General features: G+C 56.9%; 24 protein-coding genes and 1 pseudogene. 11 read left to right on the top strand and 14 right to left on the bottom strand.

What is annotated here, in order from left to right:
- Positions 1–186: 186 nt before the first annotated feature.
- Positions 187–1,538, bottom strand: a pseudogene (gdhA, locus tag CH74_RS10545) (NADP-specific glutamate dehydrogenase).
- A gap of 200 nt (positions 1,539–1,738) precedes the next feature.
- Here gdhA and rlmM point away from each other — a divergent pair.
- The gene (rlmM, locus tag CH74_RS10540) at positions 1,739–2,809 is read left to right on the top strand and encodes a 23S rRNA (cytidine(2498)-2'-O)-methyltransferase RlmM (protein WP_048307411.1); all 1,071 of its coding nucleotides are present in this window, start codon (positions 1,739–1,741) and stop codon (positions 2,807–2,809) included.
- 31 nt (positions 2,810–2,840) lie between these two features.
- Here the strand turns inward: rlmM and CH74_RS10535 are convergent, their stop codons facing one another.
- On the bottom strand, positions 2,841–3,125 hold the full coding sequence (locus CH74_RS10535; RefSeq protein WP_048307410.1) for an antibiotic biosynthesis monooxygenase: 285 nt from the start codon (positions 3,123–3,125) through the stop codon (positions 2,841–2,843).
- 46 nt (positions 3,126–3,171) lie between these two features.
- On the opposite strand from CH74_RS10535, the gene tusA reads away from it, so the two are divergent.
- Positions 3,172–3,411 (top strand): sulfurtransferase TusA, encoded by a 240-nt coding sequence (gene tusA, locus CH74_RS10530; RefSeq protein ID WP_048307409.1) that lies wholly within the window; start codon positions 3,172–3,174, stop codon positions 3,409–3,411.
- Between the two features lie 25 nt (positions 3,412–3,436).
- On the opposite strand, the gene CH74_RS10525 is transcribed toward tusA, so the two are convergent.
- The 3 genes from CH74_RS10525 to CH74_RS10515 all read right to left on the bottom strand — a co-directional run bounded on the left by CH74_RS10525 (position 3,437) and on the right by CH74_RS10515 (position 6,731).
- On the bottom strand, positions 3,437–4,132 hold the full coding sequence (locus CH74_RS10525; protein WP_048307408.1) for a hypothetical protein: 696 nt from the start codon (positions 4,130–4,132) through the stop codon (positions 3,437–3,439).
- 93 nt (positions 4,133–4,225) lie between these two features.
- Positions 4,226–5,311 (bottom strand): DUF3080 domain-containing protein, encoded by a 1,086-nt coding sequence (locus tag CH74_RS10520; RefSeq protein ID WP_048307407.1) that lies wholly within the window; start codon positions 5,309–5,311, stop codon positions 4,226–4,228.
- Positions 5,283–6,731, bottom strand: a complete 1,449-nt coding sequence (locus CH74_RS10515; RefSeq protein WP_048307406.1) for an MATE family efflux transporter — start codon at positions 6,729–6,731, stop codon at positions 5,283–5,285. Before CH74_RS10515 ends, CH74_RS10520 begins: the two co-directional genes overlap by 29 nt.
- Positions 6,732–6,819: 88 nt before the next feature.
- Here CH74_RS10515 and CH74_RS10510 point away from each other — a divergent pair, with 88 nt between their 5' ends.
- From CH74_RS10510 to CH74_RS10495, 4 genes are all read left to right on the top strand, one after another.
- The gene (locus tag CH74_RS10510; RefSeq protein WP_048307422.1) at positions 6,820–7,413 is read left to right on the top strand and encodes an elongation factor P hydroxylase; all 594 of its coding nucleotides are present in this window, start codon (positions 6,820–6,822) and stop codon (positions 7,411–7,413) included.
- 109 nt (positions 7,414–7,522) lie between these two features.
- Positions 7,523–8,566 carry a Fe(3+) ABC transporter substrate-binding protein gene (locus CH74_RS10505; protein ID WP_082140383.1) on the top strand — a complete coding sequence of 348 codons (1,044 nt, stop codon included), beginning with the start codon at positions 7,523–7,525 and terminating at the stop codon, positions 8,564–8,566.
- A gap of 158 nt (positions 8,567–8,724) precedes the next feature.
- Positions 8,725–10,434, top strand: a complete 1,710-nt coding sequence (locus CH74_RS10500; protein WP_053070717.1) for an iron ABC transporter permease — start codon at positions 8,725–8,727, stop codon at positions 10,432–10,434.
- Positions 10,435–10,527: 93 nt separating this feature from the next.
- Complete coding sequence (locus CH74_RS10495; protein ID WP_048307405.1) at positions 10,528–10,890, top strand: hypothetical protein; 363 nt, start codon at positions 10,528–10,530, stop codon at positions 10,888–10,890.
- Between the two features lie 16 nt (positions 10,891–10,906).
- On the opposite strand, the gene CH74_RS10490 is transcribed toward CH74_RS10495, so the two are convergent.
- Positions 10,907–11,386, bottom strand: a complete 480-nt coding sequence (locus CH74_RS10490; RefSeq protein WP_048307404.1) for a hypothetical protein — start codon at positions 11,384–11,386, stop codon at positions 10,907–10,909.
- Positions 11,383–12,240 (bottom strand): TatD family hydrolase, encoded by an 858-nt coding sequence (locus CH74_RS10485; protein ID WP_048307403.1) that lies wholly within the window; start codon positions 12,238–12,240, stop codon positions 11,383–11,385. Before CH74_RS10485 ends, CH74_RS10490 begins: the two co-directional genes overlap by 4 nt.
- A 113-nt stretch (positions 12,241–12,353) precedes the next feature.
- Here CH74_RS10485 and CH74_RS10480 point away from each other — a divergent pair, with 113 nt between their 5' ends.
- On the top strand, positions 12,354–14,297 hold the full coding sequence (locus CH74_RS10480) for an ATP-binding cassette domain-containing protein (protein WP_048307402.1): 1,944 nt from the start codon (positions 12,354–12,356) through the stop codon (positions 14,295–14,297).
- An 83-nt stretch (positions 14,298–14,380) separates the two neighbouring features.
- Here CH74_RS10480 and CH74_RS10475 read toward each other — a convergent pair whose 3' ends face one another.
- Entirely contained in the window at positions 14,381–14,836 is a 456-nt protein-coding gene (locus CH74_RS10475; RefSeq protein WP_048307401.1) for a universal stress protein, read from the bottom strand.
- Between the two features lie 93 nt (positions 14,837–14,929).
- Here CH74_RS10475 and CH74_RS10470 point away from each other — a divergent pair, with 93 nt between their 5' ends.
- Positions 14,930–15,457 carry a hypothetical protein gene (locus CH74_RS10470; protein WP_048307400.1) on the top strand — a complete coding sequence of 176 codons (528 nt, stop codon included), beginning with the start codon at positions 14,930–14,932 and terminating at the stop codon, positions 15,455–15,457.
- Between the two features lie 5 nt (positions 15,458–15,462).
- Here CH74_RS10470 and slyA read toward each other — a convergent pair whose 3' ends face one another.
- A complete protein-coding gene (slyA, locus tag CH74_RS10465) occupies positions 15,463–15,909 on the bottom strand; it encodes a transcriptional regulator SlyA (RefSeq protein ID WP_048307399.1) in 447 nt (148 codons plus the stop codon).
- Positions 15,910–15,988: 79 nt separating this feature from the next.
- Positions 15,989–17,113: a DUF5924 family protein gene (locus CH74_RS10460; RefSeq protein WP_048307398.1), complete on the bottom strand. Its 1,125-nt coding sequence runs from the start codon at positions 17,111–17,113 to the stop codon at positions 15,989–15,991.
- A 150-nt stretch (positions 17,114–17,263) separates the two neighbouring features.
- On the opposite strand from CH74_RS10460, the gene fadB reads away from it, so the two are divergent.
- The gene (fadB, locus tag CH74_RS10455) at positions 17,264–19,489 is read left to right on the top strand and encodes a fatty acid oxidation complex subunit alpha FadB (protein ID WP_048307397.1); all 2,226 of its coding nucleotides are present in this window, start codon (positions 17,264–17,266) and stop codon (positions 19,487–19,489) included.
- 41 nt (positions 19,490–19,530) lie between these two features.
- Positions 19,531–20,709, top strand: coding sequence for an acetyl-CoA C-acyltransferase FadA (gene fadA, locus CH74_RS10450; RefSeq protein ID WP_048307396.1), 1,179 nt, complete (start codon positions 19,531–19,533; stop codon positions 20,707–20,709).
- Between the two features lie 103 nt (positions 20,710–20,812).
- Here fadA and CH74_RS10445 read toward each other — a convergent pair whose 3' ends face one another.
- On the bottom strand, positions 20,813–21,247 hold the full coding sequence (locus CH74_RS10445) for a DUF488 domain-containing protein (protein WP_048307395.1): 435 nt from the start codon (positions 21,245–21,247) through the stop codon (positions 20,813–20,815).
- A gap of 186 nt (positions 21,248–21,433) precedes the next feature.
- On the opposite strand from CH74_RS10445, the gene CH74_RS10440 reads away from it, so the two are divergent.
- Complete coding sequence (locus CH74_RS10440; RefSeq protein ID WP_048307394.1) at positions 21,434–21,934, top strand: GreA/GreB family elongation factor; 501 nt, start codon at positions 21,434–21,436, stop codon at positions 21,932–21,934.
- Positions 21,935–21,954: 20 nt separating this feature from the next.
- Here CH74_RS10440 and CH74_RS10435 read toward each other — a convergent pair whose 3' ends face one another.
- From CH74_RS10435 to CH74_RS10425, 3 genes are all read right to left on the bottom strand, one after another.
- Complete coding sequence (locus tag CH74_RS10435) at positions 21,955–22,923, bottom strand: dipeptide ABC transporter ATP-binding protein (RefSeq protein ID WP_048307393.1); 969 nt, start codon at positions 22,921–22,923, stop codon at positions 21,955–21,957.
- A gap of 79 nt (positions 22,924–23,002) precedes the next feature.
- Positions 23,003–23,959 (bottom strand): ABC transporter ATP-binding protein, encoded by a 957-nt coding sequence (locus CH74_RS10430; RefSeq protein WP_048307392.1) that lies wholly within the window; start codon positions 23,957–23,959, stop codon positions 23,003–23,005.
- A 16-nt stretch (positions 23,960–23,975) separates the two neighbouring features.
- Positions 23,976–24,875 carry an ABC transporter permease subunit gene (locus tag CH74_RS10425; RefSeq protein ID WP_048307391.1) on the bottom strand — a complete coding sequence of 300 codons (900 nt, stop codon included), beginning with the start codon at positions 24,873–24,875 and terminating at the stop codon, positions 23,976–23,978.

The raw sequence follows: 24,875 nt of genomic DNA, 5'->3' as shown, positions 1-24,875 counted from the left end.
CCGATGGTAGTGTGGGGTCTCCCCATGTGAGAGTAGGTCATCGTCAGGCATCTATCCGAGCCCCCAGCGTCAACGACGCTGGGGGCTTTTTGTGTTTGCTCGCTTGCTCGTCTATTTACCTAAAAGCCAGGTAAAATGGCAACGAGCCTACCCGATAGCAGGCTCGTTCGAAGCAAGAGAAAAAGATTAACAGTGGCCTTGGGCAATCATGGCATCGGCCACTTTTCGAAAGCCGGCTATATTGGCGCCAAGCACTAGGTTATTAGGTTGTTCGAACTCTTTCGCGGTATCGGCACATCGGCGATGAATGTCTGCCATTACGGTACGCAGTTTTTTATCGACTTTAGCAAGTGACCATTGCTGCATGCTGCTGTTTTGCGCCATCTCGAGCTGACTGGTCGCTACGCCGCCCGCGTTGGCTGCTTTTCCAGGACCATAAGCAATCTGCGCTTCCAGCAATCGACTGACGGCTTCAGCTGTCGAGGCCATGTTGGATCCTTCGCTTACGCAGTAAACACCGTTGTTCAGTAATGCAGTCGCATCGGCCTCGGTGACTTCATTTTGGGTTGCGCAAGGAAAAGCCAGTTCACCCTTGATCCGCCAGACCGCATGGCCGTCTTCAGGGTAATCCTTGATATCAATGAACGTCGCTTGAGGGTGATGCTCGACGTATTCTCGCAGACTGCTGCGTTTTACTTCCTTGAGCAGCTTGAGCGTATCGAGATCGATCCCTTCAGGATGATGAATGGTTCCGTTGGAATCCGAACAGCTGATCGGCAAGGCGCCAAGTTCAAGAAGCTTTTCGATCGTGTAGATAGCGACGTTGCCTGCTCCAGAAACGAGACACGTCTTGCCCTTTATCTCTTCACCTCGGGCCGTGAGCATGTCCTGGGCAAAGTAGACGGTGCCATAGCCGGTGGCCTCTTTACGACCCAGCGAGCCACCCCAGTCGAGCCCCTTGCCTGTCAATACGCCTTCGTATTGTCCCGTTAGTCGTTTGTATTGACCGAACATGTAACCGATCTCGCGTCCTCCAACGCCAATATCCCCTGCAGGAACATCGGTGTTGGGGCCGATATGACGATAGAGCTCGCTCATGAAGCTTGGCAAAAACGCATGATCTCAGTGTCCGATTTGCCCTTGGGATCGAAGTTCGATCCTCCTTTGCCACCGCCGATGGGTAGACCGGTCAACGCGTTCTTGAATATTTGCTCGAAGCCCAGGAACTTGATGATGCTTGCGTTCACGCTGGAATGAAAACGTAGGCCACCTTTGTAGGGTCCTAGGGCAGAATTGAATTGGATGCGATAGCCCTTGTTGACGTGCACCTTGCCTGCATCATCGGTCCAGCAGACTCGAAACATGATCTGACGTTCGGGTTCGACAATACGTTCGATGATTGCATGGTCATGGTAGTAAGGGTTCTGTTCGAGAAGCGGACGCAAGCAATCGAGTACTTCCTCAGCGGCCTGGTAGAATTCTTTTTGAGCAGGGCTACTCTGACGAAGCCCAGATAAAGTGTCATGAATATAGTCCATCAAGCCTATCCTAAGATGAGAGTGAAAAATGAAGTAGGGGCACCAATATAATGCATTAGGGGGTATGCACCAAGCGTATACCCCATGCTTGAAACCGACAGTGGAAGAATAAGATACGGCTTACTTATCCATGTGGATATGACGGAAGCAACGATCACTGTATTCTGCGAGGAATATTCAAGCCTGACTGAAGCGAGCCCATGTGTATTCCCAACCAGCTACTTTTCTATTGCCGTTCGGGCTTTGAAGAAGACCTAAGCGCTGAAATCACCGATAGGGCAGCGTCATTTGGTTATAGGGGTTACCCTGTCGCTCAAAAAGGCAATGGATTCATTCGGTTTGTGCTGTCGGATGAGATGCCGGGTAACGAATTGCACCGGGCACTCGCTCTCGACATTCTGGTCTTCGCCCGGCAGTCGTTGCTCGCGCTTGCACCACTTGACGTCTTGCCACGAGACAATCGTCTTGCGCCTATCATAGAGCAAGTGGTTGCCAGTGGCTGGAGCTTCGAGTCACTGTGGCAGGAAACTCCTGACACCAATGATGCCAAGGCGCTGGCCGGGTTGTTGAAGGCATTGCAAAGACCGCTGGAATCGCAGTTACGTAGGCGTGGTGCCTTGCGGCGCAAGGCGGGAGGACGTCGGCTGCATCTGTTCTGGACGCAAGGCGATCACGTACAGCTTGGCATGAGCTTTCCCGGTAATCGCAGTGAGTATCCAGGAGGCGTCAAACGTCTGCGGTTTCCTCATGATGCGCCCAGCCGCTCGACCCTCAAGCTTGAAGAGGCCTGGCATATCTTCGTACCCAAGGATCAGTGGTCAACGCGTATCTGCCAAGGCATGCAGGCAGCAGACCTGGGGGCGGCGCCGGGAGGGTGGACGTATCAACTGGTAAGGCAGGGGATGTTCGTCTTTGCCATCGATAATGGCCCCATGGACAAAACGTTGATGGCCACCGGGCAAGTCGAGCACTTGCGCGAAGATGGTTTTTCTTGGCAACCGCCACAGACACTTCAGTGGCTGGTATGCGATATCGTCGACAAGCCGATACGGGTCATTGAAATGATCGAACGCTGGTTGGTGCGGCGCTGGTGTCGAGAAGCGATCTTCAATCTCAAGCTGCCCATGAAGCAGCGCTGGAAAGAGGTTTGCCGCTGCATGACCCGGCTCGAGGAGAGTCTGAAACAGGCGGGGGTACGTGCGCAGATACGGTGCAAACAGCTGTATCACGATCGTGAAGAGGTCACCGTGCATGTGCGACTACTGGATTGATGGCATCATATCCCTAAGACCTTTCCCGCACTCACGGATGTTCGTAGGCGGTCACACGCTCTTCTTCCGTCAACAGAGGCAGTAGGCGCTGCATGGCATGCTCTCGAGCGCTACTTCGTTGCCATTCTTTCCAGGCGCGCAGATCTCGCCATGTAGTAATGAGCATACGGTGCTCCGTGCGCTGATACTCTTGCAGGCTTTCTCCCGCAATGAAGCCAGAAGCGCTCATGGCGGCGCGAACGACCTCTCTTGCCGCCTGCTCGTATTCTTCTTCAAGCCCATGCATGACACGACGCTCGATGATAATCTTTATCATGCTATCTACTTATCCATTCATCCATCTGCTTTTCCAGAGGTGAACAATGAGCAATTTTCCCGATTTTGACGCAGAACTGGACACATCAGGGCTGTACTGTCCTGAGCCCATCATGTTGATGCACAACCAGGTCCGCGACATGCAAGATGGCAGCATACTCAAGGTCATCGCTACCGATCCCGCCACTACTCGGGATATCCCCAAGTTCTGCAGCTTTCTGGGTCATGAGTTACTGATCCAGCATGAAGACGATGATCGCTATTTGTACTTTATCCGACTTAGCTGATTCCTACGGATCGTTAATCCCTTGCTCAGTCGTCGGTGGCCACCATACATGCCAGCGCTTCTAGAGTGATCGGATCCTCTTGTCGAATGCGATTGGCAATGGCTCGCTGGAAAAAGTAGACGACGGAATGTCGGCTACGACCAGGGTAGAGGCAGTCGTCGCCCGCCAGCACGGGATATGAGTCCACGAGGGTCGAGTCGACCAGAAGCGACTCCACGCTACCGTTGCTGTAAAGTCGCCAGCCAAACACCTGCTTGAGCTGCCACGGGCCTTCGTCATCGTTCAGGCACAGGGCGTGAGTACCTAGTGTATCGGGAAGCTGTTGCAGCAAAGTAGGCTCATTGGTTTCTTCATAGTCGAAATACGCTGCGGCATGCTCGAGTTCGAATACCTTGTGTTCCGGGGCGCTATGAAAAATTTCATCGGTCTCGGGATCGCGATAACCGGCAAAACATCCCTGTTCGCAGTCGTCCAGATCGTGGCAGGGCGTGAGAGCCTCCATCCAGGGCACCAGGCCCACGACTTCGCCATCTTCGCGCAACCCCCAGGCCAGAAGCGGCATCCCGTATAGGGTTTTCGCATCCGAAGACAGATGATAAAGCATTTCCAGCCCGTCAAGTTCCGGTGCCAGTCGCACCAGGCGACGCTTGGCCTTCAGCCGGTGACGCATCGCATCCAGATCGATGACCTGGGCGGTGCGGGGGGACTGTGGGATTCCCATGACAACCCTCCTAAGCAGCATTAATTCGGCTTTGGCCTTGCTTGATTAACTATTAGCACAGCTCGGTACGCAAAGTTAAGTCCTTGAGTGATTCTAGGCTTTGGGCATCAGGTCACAGCTGCGCCATACATCCTGCCAGAGTTTTACATGTTGCTGTATTGCTTGATTAAATTGCTCCCAAGGCGCCTCGGGCTCAGTAAGCGACAACCAATGTCTGCGATACTGCTCGATGGCCGGCAGCGATATCGGATGAGCGCTTAACAACGCATTGATTGCTTCGAGCCATTGCCGGGATGTGCGAGACAACCTGGCCAGATAGGGTTGAACTTCGGTAATGAACGTTGCGATGAAGATGTCGTACAGGCGATCTGCATTGGGATTGGTATGGTTCTTGTAACAGATCGGACGCTCTGCCAATCGCGCTTCGAGCAGGGCGGTGGTTTCCGTAAGTCGCTGAGTCGCCAACATCAGGCTGCGTAATATTTCAGCCGTCAGTGGCTCGCGTTGAAGAGTGTATAAATGGGATTCCAACGTGCTGGACTGGGTCGTCCAGTCTGGATTGAACTGATTGAGCGTGGCGTGGCGCAGGTAGTCGAGCGCGGCGAGGGACTCCGTCAGAGGAATCGCTGCATCAGGTGCCAGTGCGTTGCTTGCCCGGGAAAAGCTGGCGATCCATTCGCTGGAACCGAACAACGCATTCCAGCTTGCTGAGGGCAGCTGTGAGGTTTTGGTTCTGGTCAGATCGAGCAGACGTTGACGATCGTCTTCGTCAAGAGCCGACACCGCATCGGTATTCCAGCAGCCCCGTAGCGCGCGCCAAAGCTCCAGCTCATACAGCCAGTGCTGACTTGGAGCGGCCACCTTGCCCAATTGATTGTTCCGCTGGGCTACCAGGGAGGTGATACCGCATTCCCGTAGCGCATAGACATCCAGCATGCCTTGGCGGGTTTCGGGAATGTCGAATAAACGCTCATCCCGGGCCGGAAAGGCGGCAATGTTGTCCGGCCGCTGGGGTGAGGGCGCGTCCACCTCAAGACCATTACTGATGCGCTGTTGGTAATCGAGGAATAGCGCATCGGCGCCAGTTCTATCATCGCAGCCAGCGGCCATGGTCAACAGCATCAGTATCGGCGTGCAAAGAAGGTAGTGCTTAACTCTGAGGAACCTGCCTTGTGCCATTCGCAACACTCCTGCTGATTCGTTCGAGGCGCCAGCCCAGTAATAGCGCCGATGCTGTCAGGCCGGCGATCAATCCAATCCAGTAACCATACACTCCCAAGGGATCGACAAATCCGGGAATACCCACGGTTCCCAGCAGGTGACCGCTGCCTAGCCCCACCAGCCAATATGACAAAAGGGTGATCACCATGATGATGCGAGTATCTTTGTAGCCGCGCAGCGCGCCGGCCATGTTGACCTGTAGAGAATCCGATACCTGATAGATCATGGCGAGATAGATCAGAGACAACGCCAGCGCCTGCACGTTCTGATTGGCCGTATAGAGTTCGAGCACGGGTCTTACGGTCAGCCATAGAATTACATCGTTCAACAAGGCTATCAGCAAGCATACGAACACCCCGTTCCAGGCAACGAAACGTGCGCGCTCTGGATTGCCCATGCCTAGGGTGTTGCCCACGCGTACGGTAAGGGCCATGGCCAGGGACAAAGGCAGCATGAACAGCACGGAGGTATAGTTGAGTGCCACCTGATGAGCCGCCACGGTGATTTCGCCAAGGCTTGCGACCAGTAGTGCGATCAGAGTGAACAGGGTTACCTCGACGAAGATAGCCACCCCGATCGGCAGGCCGACATGAAGAAGCTCCTTCATCATCGTCCAGTGTGGACGCGTCAATGTCTGCCACAGCACCACCGGCGCATAAGCACGACTGCGCTTCGTATACAGCAGCATGGCCATACACATGGCCCACATGGAAAGCGCCGTGGCGATACCGCAGCCTACGGCACCCAGAGCAGGCAGTGCCCTGAGCCCGGAAGGCACGATCTCACCGAACAGCGCTACCAGGCCATCGCCACCGTAGATCAGCAGGTAGTTGCTGGGAATATTGATGCCAAGCCCAATCAGGCTGATCCACAAGGCCGGGCGGGTATGATTCATGCCGTCCGAGTAGGCGCGCAGTGCTTGATAAAGCGCAACCCCCGGCATGCCGAAGGCGACCGCCGCCAGATAAGCAGAGGAAAGCTCGGTAACCCGAGCCGGTACCTCCATGAGTCGAAAGATCGGCTCGATGGCAAACCACAGCATCAAGGCGGCGAGAATGCCTAGCACGAGGCTCAGCCAAAGCCCCTGATGCACATAGGGTCGAATGCGTTCGCTGCGCTTGCCACCCAACAACTGCGCAACGATAGGGGTCAGGCCAATCAGAGTACCGGTGATGAACAGCATCAGTGGCAACCACAGGCTGGAACCGACGGATACCGCCGCCAGGTCGGTAGCACTTACCCGCCCGGACATGATCACATCGGTAACACCCATCCCGGACTGGGCAAGCTGCGCACCGCAGATAGGCATGGCCAGTTTCAGCAGCGCCGCGCTTTCCTGACGACTGTACCGCGCCAATGTTGCGATGGACTTTGCCATGCCGCTACTCCCGTCGACCATCAAGAAGGCGCCATGTTAGCAACTACCCTGGGTTCCCGCTCGGATGCTTGGTTCGTATAATGACGATATGCATGCACACTCCATTTCCCACTGTTCAAATGACCTCATCGCACTGTTCGATGGGGTTTTTCGCGATACCTACCAGACCTGTCTCGTTCGAGGAACTGACGAGCCGCTCTATCTGCCCGCGGGTTCGGAGCATGAATGCCATCGCATCATTTTTGCCCATGGATTCTTTGCCAGCGCCCTGCATGAGGTGAGTCACTGGTGCATTGCCGGGGCCAAGCGTCGCACCCTTGAGGACTATGGCTACTGGTATCTACCGGATGGACGTGATCAGACGCAGCAAAGCTCTTTTGAGTCCGTCGAGGTGGCGCCTCAGGCGCTGGAACTACTGTTTACCCAGGCCAGCGGACGGCACTTCGAGGTGAGTATCGACAATCTGAATGGCGAAGCAGTCGATCGCCACCGTTTTCGTGCCCGAGTAGAAGCACGGGCCGAGCAGTATCTCCTCGAAGGCTTGCCCCGGCGGGCAGAGGCTTTTCGTTGCACGCTTCAAGCGTACTATCGCTGCCGCTTGACACGGGAAGCAGCGATCGCCAAGGGGCGTGCTCGTCTAGCCGAGTCAAAACCTGGGCATATTGTCACGGTCGAGGATTAATAGGGTTTGAATGTTGTTGTTGTTGCGTAATGAAAGTATAAATAGAATGATTCGCAATTATCCCACGAGCAACAGCTGCAACCGCAGTTCACAACCACAAGGGAAATCCATGTCCACTGCAAGAAAACTGCTTGTGACTACCCTGGCAGCCTCGGGTGCATTTGCCGGAACCTTCGCCTCCAGTATGGCAACTGCCCAGGATGAGGCCGGCGAAGTCAACATCTATTCCTACCGTCAGCCATTTCTGATCGAGCCCTTTCTTGAGGAATTCACCGCCGAAACGGGCATCGAAACCAACATCATATTTGGTGACAAGGGGCTAACGGAACGACTCAAGCGGGAAGGGCGCAATTCACCCGCGGATGTCGTGTTGACAGTGGACATTGGCCGCCTGCAGGAACTGGTTGACCAGGATGTGACCCAGCCCATCGAAGACGAAACCATCGAATCCAATATCCCCGAGCAGTATTTCGGTGAAAACAACGAATGGGTAGGGCTGACCAGTCGCGCCCGTATCTTTTTCACCAGCGTCGAGCGCATGAAGCCCGCTGAGATCGAGACCTACGAAGATCTCGCGGATCCGCGCTTCGAAGGTCGTATCTGTACCCGGCCCGCGTCAAACGCCTACAATGTTGCCTTGGTCGCCTCGATGATTGCCGAGCACGGTGAAGAAGAAACCAAGACATGGCTCGAGGGGTTCAAAAACAATCTGGCGCGCAAGCCCCAGGGCAACGACCGAGCCCAGGTAAAAGCCATTCGTGATGGGGTATGCGATATTGCCATCGGCAATACCTACTACTACGGCAAGATGATGGAGGATGAAGAGCAGCGCTCCTGGGCCGAGGCCGCCCGCATCGAATTTCCCAATCAGAACGGACGTGGCACTCACGTCAATATTTCCGGTATGGCACTGGCCAAGCACGCACCCAATGAAGAAAACGCCTATGAGTTGATGCGTTTTCTGACCGAAAAGACCGCTCAATCCATGTACGCGGACGTCAACTACGAGTACCCGCTCAATCCTGACGTCGAGCCCTCCGAGACCGTCGCTTCCTGGGGCGATTTCAAGGCCGATGACGTTTCTCTGGCGGAAGTGGCATCTTTGCGTCGTCGTGCGACCGAGCTGATCAATGAGGTTGGCTTCGACGATTGATTTCGTGATCGCGCACGGGTGAAATCATCGTATCACTCAAGGCTGCCGACCCGCTCGGCAGCCTGTTTTTTTGATGAAGAGCTGTTAACGAGTGGGCGAGAGTTCGTTGAACAGCCTGTTCCAAGGGTTGCCAAAAAGTCTATCAAAGGAGGCGCTGGATGAAGGGTACGGTGATTGCCACAGACGAGTTCGTCGAACGTCAGAGCACCGTCTCCTCGAAACGTATCGGGACCCATTGGGGATGGTTCATCGCCGCCTGGTCCGTGGCTGCGCTGGTAATATTGCCGGTAGTGGCGGTCATTTTTCTGGCATTTACCGGAAACGACGGCGGGGGAAGTGTCTGGGCACATCTGGCTGAAACGGTGTTGCCAGGCTATATCGCCACCAGCCTCAAACTGATGTTGGGCGTTGCGCTGCTCACCGGCAGTATTGGTGTGATCACCGCTTGGCTGGTCACGATGTATCAGTTTCCGCTGCGCCGCTTCTACGAGTGGTCATTGCTGTTGCCCTTTGCGGTGCCGGCCAATGTTATCGCTTATGTCTATACCGATGTCCTGGAATATGCCGGCCCGCTGCAAAATGCGTTGCGCGATCTGTTTGGCTGGAGTTCCCCTCGCGATTACTGGTTCCCCGAGATTAGAAGTCTCGGCGGCGCCGTGGTCATGCTCTCGCTGGTGCTGTATCCCTATGTGTTCATGCTGGCTCGCGCTGCGTTTCTCGAACAGTCTGCGGCCTTGAGGGACGTCAGCCGCACCCTGGGCTGCAATGGTTTTCAGAGTTTTTGGCGGGTTGCCTTGCCTAGCGCCAGGCCCGCCATCGCCGTTGGGCTGGCGTTGACACTGATGGAAGCACTCAACGATTTCGGCACCGTGGATTATTTTGCCGTGCGCACCATGACCGCAGGCATCTTCAACGTATGGCTGAACATGGGAAGCGTGCGTGGCGCTGCCCAGATCGCCCTGTGTCTGATGGTATTCATCGTGGGGCTGATCTGGATCGAGCGCCACGCTCGCAGGCGTCAACGCCAATTCGGCAAGGGCGATCAGTTTCGCTGCTACCGGCGCCCTCGATTGTCGACAGGCTGGGGCTGGCTGGCCTCCCTGGCGTGTTTTCTGCCTTTCGGTCTGGGCTTCGTTTTCCCAGTGGGCGTACTGACGCGCCATGCCATCGTCTATTTCGAACAGTCCTGGACCGATCGCTTTGTCGAATACGCGTTCAACAGCTTTACGTTATCGATCACGGCTGCGCTGCTGACGCTGATCATCGGGGTGCTGCTGGCCTACGCCAAGCGACTCGATCGCACCCGCTCTGTACAGCACGCCCTTAAGCTATCGAGCCTGGGCTATGCGATGCCCGGCGCCGTTATCGGTATTGGGGTGCTGATTCCGCTGGCAGGGTTCGATAATACTGTTGACGCCTTCATGCGCGAGACCTTCGGCGTCAGTACCGGGTTGCTGCTGACCGGCTCCATGGCCGCCATCATCATCGCCTACGTGGTCAGATTCCTGGCAGTTTCTGCCGGCGCCATCGAGGCGAGTCTGGACAAGGTGACACCATCCATGGACATGGCGTCGCGCTCCTTGGGGGAAAACTCCCTGCGCACCTTATGGCGCGTACATTTACCGCTAATTCGACCAGGGTTGTTGACGGCGGCACTCGTAGTATTCGTTGATGCAATGAAAGAATTGCCTGCGACCCTACTGCTGCGTCCGTTCAACTTCGATACCCTGGCAACCAACGTTTATCAATACGCTTCGGACTCGCTGCTTGAAATGGCGGCCTTGCCGGCACTGGTCATCGTGGTGGTAGGCGTGCTTCCGGTTATCGTCATTTCACGCACCATCGTCGCCAGTCGTAAGGAAGTGTAATATACAGGCTTGATTTTTTTGGGGAATGAACCAAGGTAATCGTTGATAACAGTAGAACGTTCGCAGAAATAATATTTGTCCAAGGAGGGAAGCATGCTGCATCGTATCGGAGCCATTCTGGCTATTCTGGCGTCGCTTTGGGCGCTCATCGCATCGGGGATTTCACTCTATCTGGGTACTGATGTCGGGATGCAAGCCGATCCTACCGAGCAGACCGTAGCAGGACTAGGCTGGCCGGAAGCGATCATAGCGTTGGTGGCCTTGATTGTGGCCGCCGTCACACTCTTCGGTAAGAGCCCTTATCTGGGCTTGGCCTTGGCGGTCATTGGCGTGATTGGTGTAATCGTTTCAAGTAGTGCCAACATCGCCTTCATGGCTACCGTGACGGCGGGGGGCGTTATGGCCTTCATGGGTCGGCGTCATGCGCAGCGTCACCATGGCAAGGAGCTACCCTAGGTAGACCAATCCCTGATCATTCTGTCTCGCTCAACCGTTGATGCAGGTACAGCATGACCTGTACCTCATGCTCCGGGCGCAGCGGTTCCAGTCCCAGCTCACCGAACAGTTCATTACGCGCCCGCGCCCATTCGCCACCCTTCATATCCGGGTAAAGGCTTTCGGCGGGCGCCAGCTCGACGAAGGGATCGACGCCGAAATCATCGAACAACCGCGACAGGGCCGCCTCGTCGTCGCTCACCCCAGCGGTATAAAGCGTCGTGCTGTAGTGATCACCCTCGAGTTCTCGAAGCACATCCAGCGGGCTGACACCAAAGGTGCGCAGCTCCTCAAGGCTGTAATCACCCAGCTTGAGCAGCTCGTCATCCAGCCAGTCATCATCGGGTTCAATGAGAGTGTGCTTGATCTGGCCATCCGGCAGTGCCCAGGCAATGGCCAAGGGTAGTGCATCGTCTTCACCGGTCTCGACGGCGATGAAGCCGGGAAAATCAGTCATGAGGGTGTCTCCAGGCGAAAGAAGCGGCGTGCCGTCGCGGTGGTGGCCCAAGCCAACTCCGCTTCATCGGTGCCGCGCCAGTGAGCGATCTCTTTCACGATCCAGGGCAGCAGGGCAGGTTCATGGCGTCGCCCCTTGAGTTTGGCGGGCAGGTTGCGCGGCAGCAGATAAGGGCAGTCGGTTTCCACCATCAGCCGCTGCAACGGAATGTCGCCAAGCAGCTCGCGTAGATGGTGGCCGCGTCGTTCGTCGCACAGCCAGCCGGTCAGCCCAATGTGCAGGTCGAGATCCAGATAGCCGTGAAGGGTCTGCCGCTCGCCGGTGAAACAGTGAATGACAGCGTCCGCGATATCGTCTCGCCAGGCACGCAGTATTTCCAGCATGCGTTTACCCGCATCCCGCTCATGAATGAACAATGGAAGCCCGCTTTCCACCGCCAGGCCAAGCTGTGCTTCAAAAGCACGCTCTTGTTCCGCAGGCGTGGAAAAATTGCGATTGAAATCGAGCCCACACTCCCCGACGGCAACGGTTTCGGGCTGTTGATGTAGATCCCGCATTGCTTGTCCAAGCGCTGGACTCCAGCCGCTGGCATCGTGGGGATGCACGCCGGCGGTAGCGTAGAGCCCGGGCGTTCTCTTGGCCAGTTCGACCGCCTGTTGCGCATGCTCGAGATCCGTTCCAGTGAGGATGAGCGTTGTGACATTGGCAGCCCTAGCTCGCGCGATGACCGCCTCCAGATCGTCGGCAAAGCTCTGATGGGTCAGATTGGCGCCGATGTCCACCAGCTCCGCGGAGGCGGTGAAACGAAGCGCTTGCGGTAGAAATTCATCAACGGTAGTAGGGGACGAAGACAAGACAAGACTCCTGACGGACTGGACTCGTTATTGTAACGCCTTGCAGCGGACCACAGTAGCCGGGTCATGGGTTACACTAGGCGACCTGAAATACTGGCGAGCGAGGTAGGTGTGTGACGTTGTTACGTCTTGAACAGTTGCAGTTGGCTTACGGCCCGCAGGTACTGCTCGATGGTGCCGACCTGGTGCTGGAAAGGGGAGAGCGTCTGGCGCTGGTAGGGCGTAACGGCACCGGCAAGTCTACCTTGCTGGGGCTGGTGTCCGGGAATAATCAGCCGGACGGCGGCATGATCTGGCGTGCGCCGGGCCTGCGTATCGGCGTGCTGGAACAGGACCTGCCCGCTGCGAGTGGCATGACCATCTTCGATGTGGTGGCGCAAGGATTGCCTCAGGCCGGTTCGTTGCTGGCGGAATATCACCATTTGATTCAGTCGCCGGACCCGGACATGGATCGGATGGCAAAATTGCAGACGCAAATAGAGGCCATCGATGGCTGGTCCTTTCATCAGCGCATCGGTACCGTATTGACCAAACTCGGCTTGCCTGCGGATGGCGCCATGAGCGATCTGTCCGGTGGCTGGCGTCGGCGGGTCGCCTTGGCTCGAGCGCTGGTATCAGAACCGGATCTGCTGCTGTTGGATGAGCCCACCAACCATCTGGATCTGGACACGATCACCTGGCTCGAAGAGCAGCTGTTGTCGTTTTCTGGTGCGGTGCTGTTCATTACCCACGATCGAACGTTTCTTTCGCGCCTGGCCACCGGCATTCTCGAACTCGATCGTGGCCGCCTGGGGCGTTATCCTGGCAATTACGCCCGCTATCAAGAGCAGAAAGCCCACGAGCTCGAGATCGAAGCGCGGGAGAACGCCGAGTTCGACAAGAAGCTTGCTCAGGAAGAAACCTGGATACGTCAAGGCATCAAGGCACGGCGAACCCGCAACGAAGGTCGGGTGCGAGCGCTACAGAAAATGCGCTCGGAACGCTCCGAGCGCCGTGAACGCCAAGGGCGAGCGACCATCAACGTCGATTCCGGTGAGCGTAGCGGCAAGCGCGTCGTCGAGTTGAGCGGCGTCAGCCAGCGTTTCGGCAATGACTGGGTGATTCGCGATCTGGACCTGGAAATACAGCGGGGCGATCGCGTCGGTTTGATCGGCCGCAACGGGGCAGGCAAGACCACGCTGCTCAAGATTCTTCTGGGGGAGCTTGCGCCGAGCGAAGGCAAGGTGCGTCTGGGCACCAACATGAAGGTTGCGTACTTCGATCAGCTGCGGGCAGGGCTCGAACCGGAAAAGACCGTGTACGACAACGTCGCCCAAGGCAGTGACCGGGTCAGCGTTGGCGGCAAGGATAAGCACGTCATCAGCTATCTGCAGGACTTTCTGTTCACACCGGAACGGGCACGTCAGCCGGTCAAGGCATTGTCCGGCGGCGAGTCGAATCGTCTGCTGCTGGCCAAGCTTTTCACTCAGCCGGCCAACGTGCTGGTGCTCGATGAGCCCACCAACGATCTGGACGTTGAAACCCTTGAGCTACTCGAAGAGCTGCTGCTCGATTTCGATGGCACCCTGCTGCTGGTGTCTCACGATCGCCAGTTCATGGACAACGTCGTCACCGAAGTGCTGGCTTTCGAAGGTGAAGGCAGGGTGCATGAATACGTGGGCGGCTACTCCGACTGGGTGCGTCAAGGCGGCAAACTGCCTCCTGCGCCCTGGGATTTCGATGCCAGCGTAGTCTCGAAGAAGGCCAAGAACGATACCGGCAGCCAAGTGTCTGCCAATACATCGAAGGCGATGGCGGCACCGGCGAAGAAGAAGGGTGGTAAGCTTTCCTACAAGGTGCAGCGCGAGCTCGACAGCTTGCCTTCCACCATCGAAGCCCTTGAAGCCGAGATCGCGGCTTTTGAGGCCGAGATTGGCGATCCGGGGTTCTATCAGCAGGAAGGTGATGACGTCACGCGGATGCTGGAGGCTCTGCAGGCAAAACAAGCGGAGCTCGATGCTGCCATGGAGCGTTGGATGGAATTGGAAGCGCTGGCCGAAGGTAGCGCTGATCCGTGATGGTGTTCTTACCAACTGCAAGGGCCGCCTTTTGGGCGGCCCTTGTCAGGAACAGTATGGTTCGTTGTTTGTCATCGATTGGTCTATTCCTGGGTTTCCCCTTCTTTGCCCACTCTTACCGCCAGTACATCGCAGTGGGCGCCGTGCAGCACCCCGGTGGAGGTCGAGCCGAGCAGCAGGGCGAAGCCATGACGACCATGAGAACCGACGACAATCAAATCCACATCGTATTCCCGGGAAAAGCGGTGAATTTCCGTATCCGGCATCCCCACCACCACATGCTGCTCCTCTCGAGGAATACCGTCAGGGTCGGCGATCTCGGCCAGGCGCTGTTTGGCATGGTCGTCCAGCTGATCCTGAATGCTGGTCAGATCCATGGGGATATCGCCTCCATAGGCAAAGCCTAGAGGCTCCAAGGTGTGAATGATGGACAGTTTAGCCTGGTTGCGTCGAGCGATGGGAATGGCGCGTTCGAGTACTTTGTGGGAGTCCTTGGTCAGGTCCACTGCAACCAGTACGTGACGGTATTCATTGCTCATGACGAGTTTTCCTTTACCGCATATTGAATGCTTTTACTTTATGCGGTGCCTGTAGGATACACAACTGATTCAAATCAATTTTGGGATTCTTAAATGGCGCTATGGCTGATCATACTATTCACCATGCTGATCATACTTTCACCTATGATGTGGTTACGTCCTTCTCGTCGCGACCGGCGTCTTGGGCAACTGCGCCAGCAGGCGCGCCATTTAGGCATTACGGTCAAGTTCGGCAAGCCACCGCTGCATGCTCCCCCTGCAGGTTTGGTCAGCTATCGATGGCTTTACCCCCAGGACCGGCCAGGGCCTTACTTCGTGCTGGTACGGGAAACTCATGCGAGTGAAGTGCTAAAACCCTTCGACGAAAAACGCAAGAACTGGCGTTGGCGCATCGAGCCTCTCAGATCGTTTTCTGGAAAGGCTCGATCCTGCTTGGAGCAAGTGCTCGAAGAGCTACCTCAGGATGCGCTGGTGCTTGAATCCGAAAGACGCTATTTAACGCTCTGGTGGGAGGAATCCCAAAGCGTAGAAGCATTCAACGCAAACCATGCCGCTCTGGTTGCTGTTTGCGAGGTTTTGGGCAGTCCCGTTCAAGATCCTAGCGCTGAAGAGTCAACCTGAGCGAATCAGACTTCGCTAACCGTTCGGGTTTGTATGCGCAATCCGTTTTTTTCGATACGGGTCAGCAGGTCCTCGAATAGATCAACTTCCTCCTGGGTGATGCCGCTGAGCATCTCTTCTCGGGCTTCCGTCACGATGGCATCGATGCGCTCCAGTAGCGGGTTGGCCTTGTTGGTAAGGAAGATGCGTTTGGTACGCCGATCATCATTGCAGGGACGACGTTCGATAAGTCCCTGTTCCGTCAACTGATCCAGAGTACGCACCAAGGAGGGCGCCTCGACGCCGATGGCCTTGGCCAGATCACACTGTGCCTGACCGCCCCCCATGCGCCATAGATGATAGAGCGTGACCCAGCGAGTTTGAGTAAGGCCAAGAGGTGCTAGCCGTTCATCAAGAACGGCACGCCAAAGACGGGGTACACGTGAGAGTTTGAAACCGATGCTTTCTTGCATTGTTTTATCACTTCGCAGGCTAAATAAGAAGATTGTCCAAGTCTGAGAAGCGCAATGCAAGTACAGTCAATAAACGCTATTAGGACCCAGGTAACAGACGGCGGATATCGAGCCCTGGAACACCGCCGGGAGATCGAATGGTTCCATCGGCCTGCATCGCTTTTTGTGACTCTTCCACCACTTTGAAGCGCAATACGCCAATGCGCTGTCCAGTGCCGGTCATCACATCGATACGCCAGTCACCCTGAGCGTTCTTTGGAAAATGCTGCTTGTGGGTCCAGGCCCGATAGCCCTTGTCGCGCCCGCCGTTGATGACCAGTGCAATACGATCGACGAGCTCCCCCTCATGGCGCCATTCATGATAGATCTTCTCTCGTAGGCCGCGCGGGGCACGAATCGCGGTATAGGCATAGAGTCCGGTGCGTTCCAGTGCTTGCGTCGTAAGCGCTACGTCGCCTCTGGGCTCCCGGGCAGCCGTATCGAAGCCGGGAGAAAGCGCCGAGCCGGTCAGCCATAGTGTTACCGGGGGCACCCAGGCACGGCTGACCCAGGCGGCTCCTGCCAGCACTGCGATCAAACCGAGCATGGCCAGCCAGCGTAATAGGCCTCGAGGCCGTGTCAGATGAATCAGGCTGGGCACGCTGAAAAACGCGGCAGCTAGCACCGCGAGCATAAAACTTTCGCCGGTAGTCAGCTGTAGCATGATAGGAAGCGTTACCAACACCACCAGAAATACGCACTGCGCATGAAAGATGAAATAGAGCCAGCGGTGGCGCTCCGCCAGTCGGAAATAGAGCGGATCGAGAATCGACAATAGTGCACAGCCAATCATCATTAGGGTGAACACTGTCTGTCCACTGGACCAGACGGTGGTGGCCAGCACGAAGGGCAGGGTAAAGAAAAGCGTTTCCTGATGTATCATCTGGGCAACGAAGGAGGTTACCGTGCCGGGTAAAAGGGACGATCCGCGACGCGCCAGAAAACGTCCGATCAGATTCTCGGAGAGAAGCAGCACCCAGGCCACCAGCAACCCCAGAGCCAGCAAGGCGCCCAGGGATTTCTGTCGGTCCACCAGGAAAAAGCTGAGCGCCCCCAATAGGAAAGCAACAGGCGGCCATAGCCAGGCATAGGGTTTGAATCGCTCTATCCAGCGCTCGGCGCGCTGATGTAACGTCATCCAGCGGGAGGAAGCATCGGTGGTCATGGTATCGCCAGGCTCGAATCACGAAGTTTTCTGCAGCGGCATCTTATCAGCTATATCTTTTGTCTATACGGCGAATAAAGGTCTCTACTTGACGCAGACGTCGCACTAACGCAAGCTGATTGTATTCAAACACTTGTATGAAATCTTTCTCTGCCAACCCCCTCCTCGTGGAGATTTCTCGATGATCTATCAAGCAACGCCCTCTCTGTGGCGAATAGTGGCGACGGCATCGCCATACTCACCCTCGATTTGCAGGGCGAGTCCATCAATAAGCTCTCCAGCGCCGTTATTCGCGAGCTGCAGGATGCCGTAAGCAATATCCAGGCCGAGAAAGATTTACGTGGGTTGATGATAAAAAGCGCCAAGGATGCATTCATCGTTGGCGCGGATATCACCGAATTTCATGGCATGTTCGCCAAAGACGAGGACTTTCTGGTCAACATGAATCAGGAAGTTCACGCCTTGTTCAATGCTATCGAAGATTTGCCATTTCCTACCGTTACCGCCATCAACGGCTTGGCGCTTGGCGGCGGCTGCGAATTGACGTTGACCACGGATTTTCGCGTAATGGCGGAGAAAGCGCAGATTGGCTTGCCGGAAACCAAACTGGGTATCGTGCCCGGCTGGGGAGGCTGCGTGCGATTGCCCCGCTTGGCAGGCGCCGACAACGCCATCGAATGGATCGCCGGCGGCACCCAAAACAAGGCGGATGCCGCACTCAAAAATGGCGTTGTCGATGCGGTGGTGCCATCGGAGCGTCTGGAAGCGGCCGCTCTGGATATGCTTATCCGGGCCAACGCCGGTGAGTTGAACTATCAGGTGCGCCGGGAAGAGAAAAAGGGCCCCCTCAAGCTCAACGCCATCGAGCAGATGATGGCCTTCGAGACCGCCAAGGGCTTTGTGGCGGGCAAGGCTGGGCCGCATTATCCAGCGCCCATCGAAGCCATCAAGGTGATTCAGAAAGGCGCCGGAGAAAGCCGGGAGCGCGCTCAGACGATCGAGGCCAAGGCCTTTGCCAAGATGGCCAAGACCGATGTCTGCTTCAATCTTGTGGGTTTGTTCCTCAACGATCAGCTGGTGAAGAAGAAAGGCAGCAAGTACGAGAAGCAGGCGATGGCAGTCGAACAGACCGCTGTATTGGGGGCCGGCATCATGGGGGGCGGCATCGCTTATCAGAGTGCCTATAAAGGCACACCCATCTTCATGAAGGATATAAAGGACGAGGCGATCGAGCTTGGCCTCAAGGAGGCGCGCAAGCTGCTCTCCAAGCAAGTGGAGCGGGGCAAACTGACGACTGAAAAACTGGCCGAGACGCTGAGCAATATTCGCCCGACGCTTTCCTATGGTGATTTTGGCCAAGTCGATCTGGTGGTCGAAGCGGTGGTCGAGAATCCCAAGATCAAAGGGGCGGTGCTCAGCGAAGTCGAAGGGCAGGTAGATGAAAAGACCATCCTGACCTCCAACACCTCGACCATCTCGATCACCCAGCTTGCCCAGCATCTTGAGCGTCCCGAGAACTTCTGCGGCATGCACTTCTTCAATCCGGTGCACAGAATGCCGTTGGTCGAGGTCATTCGCGGTGAGAAAAGCAGCGATGCTGCAATCGCCGCCACCGTGGCCTATGCCCGCAAGATGGGTAAGACACCCATCGTGGTCAACGACTGCCCGGGGTTCTTGGTCAATCGCATCTTGTTCCCCTATTTCGGTGGTTTCAGCCTATTGGTAGAGCAGGGCGCGGATTTTGAACGCGTCGACAAGGTCATGGAGAAGTTCGGCTGGCCCATGGGGCCGGCGTATCTGCTCGACGTGGTGGGCATGGATACCGCAGTTCATGCCAACGAGGTAATGGCAGAAGGCTTTCCTGAGCGCATGGCCCGCGAAGGTAAAACCGCCATTCAGGTGATGTACGAAAACGACCGGCTGGGCCAGAAGAACGGCAAGGGCTTCTACGGCTACGAAGAGGATCGCAAGGGCAAGCCAAAGAAGGTCTCCGACGGTCAGGCCCATGATCTGGTCAAGCAGGTCGTGGTCGGAAACCACATGGCCGAAAACCAAGGATTCAGTGATGACGACATCATTGCGCGAATGATGGTGCCCCTGTGTCTGGAAACCGTGCGTTGCCTGGAAGACGACATCGTTGGCACGCCGGCAGAAGCGGACGTCGCCTTGATCTATGGTATCGGCTTCCCCCCGTTCCGCGGTGGGGCGCTGCGTTATATCGACGCCATGGGTGTGGCTGAGTTCGTCGAGCTTGCGAACAGGCTTTCCGCCGAATTGGGGCCGCTCTACGCGCCCACGGACAAGCTGCGTGAGATGGCAAGCCAAGGCGAGCACTTTTACGCCAGTGACGCTCAGTCCACTCAAGACCAGGCATAAACCACCACCTAGTCAGGCACCATATAGTCAGGAGAGTCACAATGAGTCTGAACCCAAGAGATATCGTGGTGGTCGATGCCGTACGTACCGCCATGGCCAAGGCCAAAAATGGGGCCTTTCGCAACGTGCGCGCCGAGAATCTTTCCGCGGCGGTGATGCAGGCGCTGTTTGACCGCAATGCCGGGCTCGATCCTTCCCGAGTCGATGATGTGATCTGGGGCTGCGTCAATCAGACCCTGGAGCAGGCCATGAACATCGCTCGCAATGCGGCAGTCTTGACCGGCATTCCCCATAGCGTGCCCGCCCAGACCGTCAATCGCCTGTGCGGCTCCTCCATGAGTGCGCTGCACATTGCCAGCGCCAACATAAGGGCCGGCATGGGCGATTTCTATATCATCGGTGGCGTCGAGCATATGGAGCATGTGCCCATGACCCACGGGGTCGACGTCAACCCCGCTGCCAGCAAGCATGTTGCCAAGGCGGCGATGATGATGGGCCTGACCGCGGAGCTTCTGGGCAAGATGCACGGTATTTCCCGGGAAGATCAGGATGCCTTCGGCGTGCGTTCCCATCAGCGTGCATTGGCCGCCAACGAGAAAGGCTATTTCGACAATGAGATCATTGGCGTGGAAGGTCATGACGCCGACGGTTTTCTTCAGCTCGTGACTCGGGACGAAGTGGTGCGGGCGGATGCCAGCATTGAGGAGATGGCCAAGCTCAAGCCGGTGTTCGATCCGCGTAACGGCACGGTGACGGCGGCCACCTCTTCCGCGCTTTCCGTTGGAGCATCCGCCATGGCGGTGATGAGTTACGAGAGCGCTCAAGCATTGGGGCTGACGCCCATCGCCAAGGTCGTGTCCACCGGCGTTGCCGGCTGCGATCCTTCCATCATGGGCTATGGTCCGGTGCCTGCGTCTCAAAAAGCGCTCAAGGCGGCTGGCTTGACCATCGACGACATTCAAAGCATTGAGCTGAACGAAGCCTTTGCCGCCCAGTCCCTGGCGGTGCTCAAGGACTTGAAGCTGCGGGATCGCATGGATGAGGCAGTCAATCTCAACGGGGGTGCCATTGCCCTGGGTCATCCGCTGGGTTGCTCCGGCGCCCGCATCTGCACCACGCTGCTCAATGTAATGCAGCAGCAGGACACTGCCCTGGGTTTGGCAACCATGTGCATCGGCATGGGCCAGGGAGTGGCGACGGTCTTCGAGCGTCTCAAGTAGTCAGGCGTTACGAGCATTCTTCAGGAGACGACTGCTCGAGCACCACGTCATGACATCGCAAAGCGCCATCCCTGCGGGGATGCGCTTTGCATTTGAAAACGGGTTACTTCGAATATTGAGAAAATTGTTCTGCGTAACAGGGTGACGAGCTGAGTTCGATACTGCCTTTGTGGGCAGCATTGTTGCCCAAGGCCTCAAGAATGGCATCGCGCAAAATGGGAAGATGGGACTGATCGAGATTGCGAGCACCGCTGAGAAGGGTGAGCCGACCCTCACGGCACCAACGCATCAATGGCACCAGACAATTTTTGGCATCCGCCATTTCCCAGCGATAGCGACGAATGAATACGGCGTAACTGATCTCGCCTTGTTGCCACTGACGCCTCAGGACGTTGGAAGGGGATGCGTCGCGATACCAATCGGTCAATGACAGAGTGTCGCGACGCTTGCCTCGGGGCCAAAGCCGATCCACCAGCACCCGCGCACCATCCTCCGGGTCGGCTTCACTATAGATTCGCTTGAGGCGGATATCGTGCATGCTGCTGTCCTCGTTTGACGCTTGCGCTTTCTGGGTATTTCACTTGCCGTGAGCCTGTCGATCAGTGTCGTTAAGGCTCTACGCCAAGACGCATTCGGGGTTTAAGATACCACTATAGTAAAGCGATGCGATTATACCTATCGGTATTATGCTGAATCTTTTGAATCATGACAGGAGTACCATTTCATGAGCCGAGCTTTCGTCAAGGAAGACAGTGACGGCCCCGAAAGTCTTCCAGAGCGCGCCGTCAGTCAATTGCCCAATTACATGACCCCCACTGGCCATCGCGCCTTGCAACAGTGGCGCGCCGATCTGATTGCCGAGCGAGACACCTTGCAAGGAGGCGATTTGCAAGCCCAGTCGCGTATTCCGATGCTGGAGCGCGATATTCGCTACTGTCAGGCACGGTTGCAATCGGCTCAGGTCATCGAACCCAGAAGTGAGGCGCCGCAGAAAGTGATCTTCGGTTGCCGAGTCGAGTTTATCGATAATGATGATAAAACCTACCGTTATCGCATCGTCGGCGAGGACGAGGCGCTGTCACAGCGCAATGATGAAAAAGAGGCCTTGGTTAGCTGGGCCTCGCCCCTTGGACGGGCACTGCTGGGCTGCGAAGAAGGTGATATCACGACCTGGCCGAAACCCAGCGGCGCCATCGAAATCGAAATCACCGCCATCGCGCCCTGATCAAACCGCTTCTTCTTTTTCTACATGAATGCAGGCGACCTTGACCCGAGGAGTGACTGCCCCAAGGGGTGGGTCGCCTGGGTGCATTCCTCGGTTGCCATGAAACAGCGGGGCGCAAAAGGGCAACCGGGCGGTGGGCTAAGCGGTGAAGGTGGTTCGCCCTTGAGCTTGACTCGTTCCTTGCGCCGATTGGGGTCCGCTACCGGTGTCGCAGAAAACAGCGCCTGGGTATAAGGGTGGCGCGGTGTGGTAAACACTTCCGAGGCGGGCCCGGTTTCCACCGGCTGGCCGAAGTACATGACGATCACATCGTCGGCGATGCGTTGGACCACGGAAAGATCGTGAGAGATGAACACGTAGGCGAGGCCGAACTCGTCCTGCAGATCACTCAGCAGATTCAGCACCTGGGCCTGAATCGACAGATCCAGCGCCGACACCGGCTCGTCCAGCACGAGAATCTTGGGGTTGAGCATCAACGCCCGGGCGATGGCAATACGCTGGCGCTGACCGCCAGAAAACATGTGCGGATAACGATCCGCATGCTCCGGGCGCAGACCGACCTTCTCGATCATCTCTAGGGCCTTCTGCCGTCGTTGCTCGGCGTTCACATCAGACCGGTTGAGCTTCAGCGGTTCTTCGAGCATGGCGGCTACAGTCTTGCGCGGATTCAATGAGCCGTAAGGGTTTTGAAAGATGATCTGAACTTCGCGACGCAGTTCTCGTGGCGGTCGCTGTCCTTCCTTCAATTCCACCCGCTGGCCGTTGATGGTCAACTGTCCGCTGGTGGGTGGCTCGATCATCGTCAGCACCCGGGCCAGGGTCGACTTGCCACAGCCGGATTCGCCGACCACCGCCAGGGTCTGGCCGGGATAGAGATCGAAGCTTGCCTCGTTAAGTGCCTTGACCACCGCCGGAGCAGCGAAGGGACTGGTCTTGACGTGATAATGACGCGTCAGATTGACGGCGTTGATGACAGCGTCGTCACGCATGGCAGTATCCTTTTGGCGTTCTTGGCTGTTCATAAGAGACTTTAGAAACTTTTTATAAAGGATTGTTTGAAAACGAAATTTATAAAGGGTAGTGACACAGCGTCCGGGCTGGATCGTCGGGAGCAGGGCGCGGCTCCACCTCTCGGCAATGATCCGTGGCATAACGACAGCGTGGGTTGAACAGACAGCCCTCGGGGCGATTGTGCTGGCCCGGCACCACGCCGGGAATCGTCGGCAGGCGATCCTGGCCGCCGGCGCGCTCCGGTAACGCCGAAAGCAGCGCCTCGGTGTAGGGGTGACGCGGATGAGCGAACAGCGCCTTCACTTCCTGGCGCTCGACCTGATGTCCCGCATACTGGACGATCACCTGCTGCGCCGTCTCGGCAACCACCCCCATATCGTGGGTAATCAGGATCAGCGCCATGCCGTGCTCCTCTTGTAATTGGAGCAGCAAATCCAGTATCTGGGCCTGAATGGTAACGTCGAGTGCTGTGGTAGGCTCATCGGCAATCAGCAGGCGCGGGTTGCAGGAGATCGCCATGGCGATCATCACCCGCTGACTCATGCCGCCGGATAGCTGGTGCGGATAGGCATCGATGCGTTTGCGCGGATCGGGAATGCCTACCTGGGCCAATAGATCCAGGGTGCGCTCCTTGCGCTCTTTACGGGAGCCGCCCCGGTGCTGCTTGAGCATCTCGTCTATCTGGGTGCCAACGGTGAAGCAGGGGTTGAGGCTGCTCATCGGTTCCTGAAAGATCATCGACATTTCACCGCCGACGATCTGCCGCCGCTGGCGGGAACTCAGCTCACGCAATTCCTGGCCGTCGAACAGCATCTTTTCCGCGGTTACCTGGGCGGTCCAGGGCAGCAGTCCCATGGTGGCCAGCATCGAGACCGACTTGCCGGACCCGGATTCGCCAACGATGGCCAGCACCTCGCCCTTGTCGATGGCGATATTGGCGTTCTCAACCGCCGAGAACAGCCCGCTGGTAGTGCGAAAGCGCACGTCCAGCCCTTCGATTTCCAGTAGTGCCATGAGTGTCTCGTCGCGTTTAAGAACGTTTCATCTTCGGGTCCAGCGCATCCCGCAGACCATCGCCCATCAGGTTGATCATCAGCACCGTCAGCAGAATCACCAGGCCGGGAAAGGTCACCGCCCAGTAAGCGCTGCCCATGAATTCCCGGGCGTTGGCCAGCATGGCGCCCCATTCCGGCGTCGGCGGCTGTACCCCCATGCCCAGAAAGCCGAGTGCGGCGATATCAAGAATGGCGGTGGAAAATGACAGCGTGGCCTGCACGATCAAGGGCGCCATGCAGTTGGGCAGCAGCGTATTGAACATCAGTCGGGTGTGGCCGGCGCCGGCCAGTCGGCTGGCGATGACATATTCGCGATCCTTCTCGCCCATTACCGCGGCCCGAGTCAGACGCACGAAATAGGGCAGTTGCACCACGGCGATGGCGATCATCGCGCTGGTCAAACCTGGACTCAGTACCGCGACCAGCCCCAGGGCCAGCAGCAGGCTGGGAAAGGCCAGTACCACATCCATGGCCCGGGTGATCAAGGTTTCGAGCCAGCCACGAAAGTAGCCTGCCAGCAGGCCGAGGAAGATACCCACGACCATAGACAGCAGTACTACCATGGCGCTGATGAACAGCGAATAGCGCGCCCCGAAAATCAATCGCGACAGGATATCCCGGCCTACCGCATCGGTGCCGAGAATGTAGTTCCAGGTGCCTTCTGCATGCCACACAGGCGGCACCAGGAAAGCCTCGCGATTTTGCAGAGCGGGATCATGGGGCGCGACCCAGGGGGCCAGCAGGGCAATGACGAGTATCGTGGCGATGAAGATCAGACCTACCAGGGCACCACGGCTGGCGCTGAAGTAGCCCCAGAACTCCGCAAACTGGTAGCGAAACGTGCCCGGGGCCGAAGCGGTCGGTGACGTACTCAT

The organism is Halomonas sp. PR-M31 (assembly GCF_001039575.1).
Taxonomy (GTDB): Bacteria; Pseudomonadota; Gammaproteobacteria; order Pseudomonadales; family Halomonadaceae; genus Modicisalibacter.
Note: the sequence above shows the minus strand (reverse complement) of the source record. Positions and strands in the feature narration are given on the sequence as shown.

Bases quoted from the DNA above. Each gene is read 5' to 3' on its own strand.
- CH74_RS10475 (WP_048307401.1), bottom strand. From the start codon at position 14,836: ATGAGCAATGAATACCGTCACGTACTGGTTGCAGTGGACCTGACCAAG.
- rlmM (WP_048307411.1), top strand. From the start codon at position 1,739: ATGTGTATTCCCAACCAGCTACTTTTCTATTGCCGTTCGGGCTTTGAA.
- slyA (WP_048307399.1), bottom strand. From the start codon at position 15,909: ATGCAAGAAAGCATCGGTTTCAAACTCTCACGTGTACCCCGTCTTTGG.
- CH74_RS10520 (WP_048307407.1), bottom strand. From the start codon at position 5,311: ATGGCACAAGGCAGGTTCCTCAGAGTTAAGCACTACCTTCTTTGCACG.
- CH74_RS10440 (WP_048307394.1), top strand. From the start codon at position 21,434: ATGAGCCGAGCTTTCGTCAAGGAAGACAGTGACGGCCCCGAAAGTCTT.
- CH74_RS10505 (WP_082140383.1), top strand. From the start codon at position 7,523: ATGTCCACTGCAAGAAAACTGCTTGTGACTACCCTGGCAGCCTCGGGT.
- CH74_RS10515 (WP_048307406.1), bottom strand. From the start codon at position 6,731: ATGGCAAAGTCCATCGCAACATTGGCGCGGTACAGTCGTCAGGAAAGC.
- CH74_RS10425 (WP_048307391.1), bottom strand. From the start codon at position 24,875: ATGAGTACGTCACCGACCGCTTCGGCCCCGGGCACGTTTCGCTACCAG.
- CH74_RS10490 (WP_048307404.1), bottom strand. From the start codon at position 11,386: ATGACTGATTTTCCCGGCTTCATCGCCGTCGAGACCGGTGAAGACGAT.
- tusA (WP_048307409.1), top strand. From the start codon at position 3,172: ATGAGCAATTTTCCCGATTTTGACGCAGAACTGGACACATCAGGGCTG.
- CH74_RS10500 (WP_053070717.1), top strand. From the start codon at position 8,725: ATGAAGGGTACGGTGATTGCCACAGACGAGTTCGTCGAACGTCAGAGC.
- CH74_RS10495 (WP_048307405.1), top strand. From the start codon at position 10,528: ATGCTGCATCGTATCGGAGCCATTCTGGCTATTCTGGCGTCGCTTTGG.
- CH74_RS10460 (WP_048307398.1), bottom strand. From the start codon at position 17,113: ATGACCACCGATGCTTCCTCCCGCTGGATGACGTTACATCAGCGCGCC.
- CH74_RS10430 (WP_048307392.1), bottom strand. From the start codon at position 23,959: ATGGCACTACTGGAAATCGAAGGGCTGGACGTGCGCTTTCGCACTACC.
- CH74_RS10435 (WP_048307393.1), bottom strand. From the start codon at position 22,923: ATGCGTGACGACGCTGTCATCAACGCCGTCAATCTGACGCGTCATTAT.
- CH74_RS10445 (WP_048307395.1), bottom strand. From the start codon at position 21,247: ATGCACGATATCCGCCTCAAGCGAATCTATAGTGAAGCCGACCCGGAG.
- CH74_RS10510 (WP_048307422.1), top strand. From the start codon at position 6,820: ATGCATGCACACTCCATTTCCCACTGTTCAAATGACCTCATCGCACTG.
- CH74_RS10525 (WP_048307408.1), bottom strand. From the start codon at position 4,132: ATGGGAATCCCACAGTCCCCCCGCACCGCCCAGGTCATCGATCTGGAT.
- CH74_RS10470 (WP_048307400.1), top strand. From the start codon at position 14,930: ATGGCGCTATGGCTGATCATACTATTCACCATGCTGATCATACTTTCA.
- CH74_RS10535 (WP_048307410.1), bottom strand. From the start codon at position 3,125: ATGATAAAGATTATCATCGAGCGTCGTGTCATGCATGGGCTTGAAGAA.
- fadA (WP_048307396.1), top strand. From the start codon at position 19,531: ATGAGTCTGAACCCAAGAGATATCGTGGTGGTCGATGCCGTACGTACC.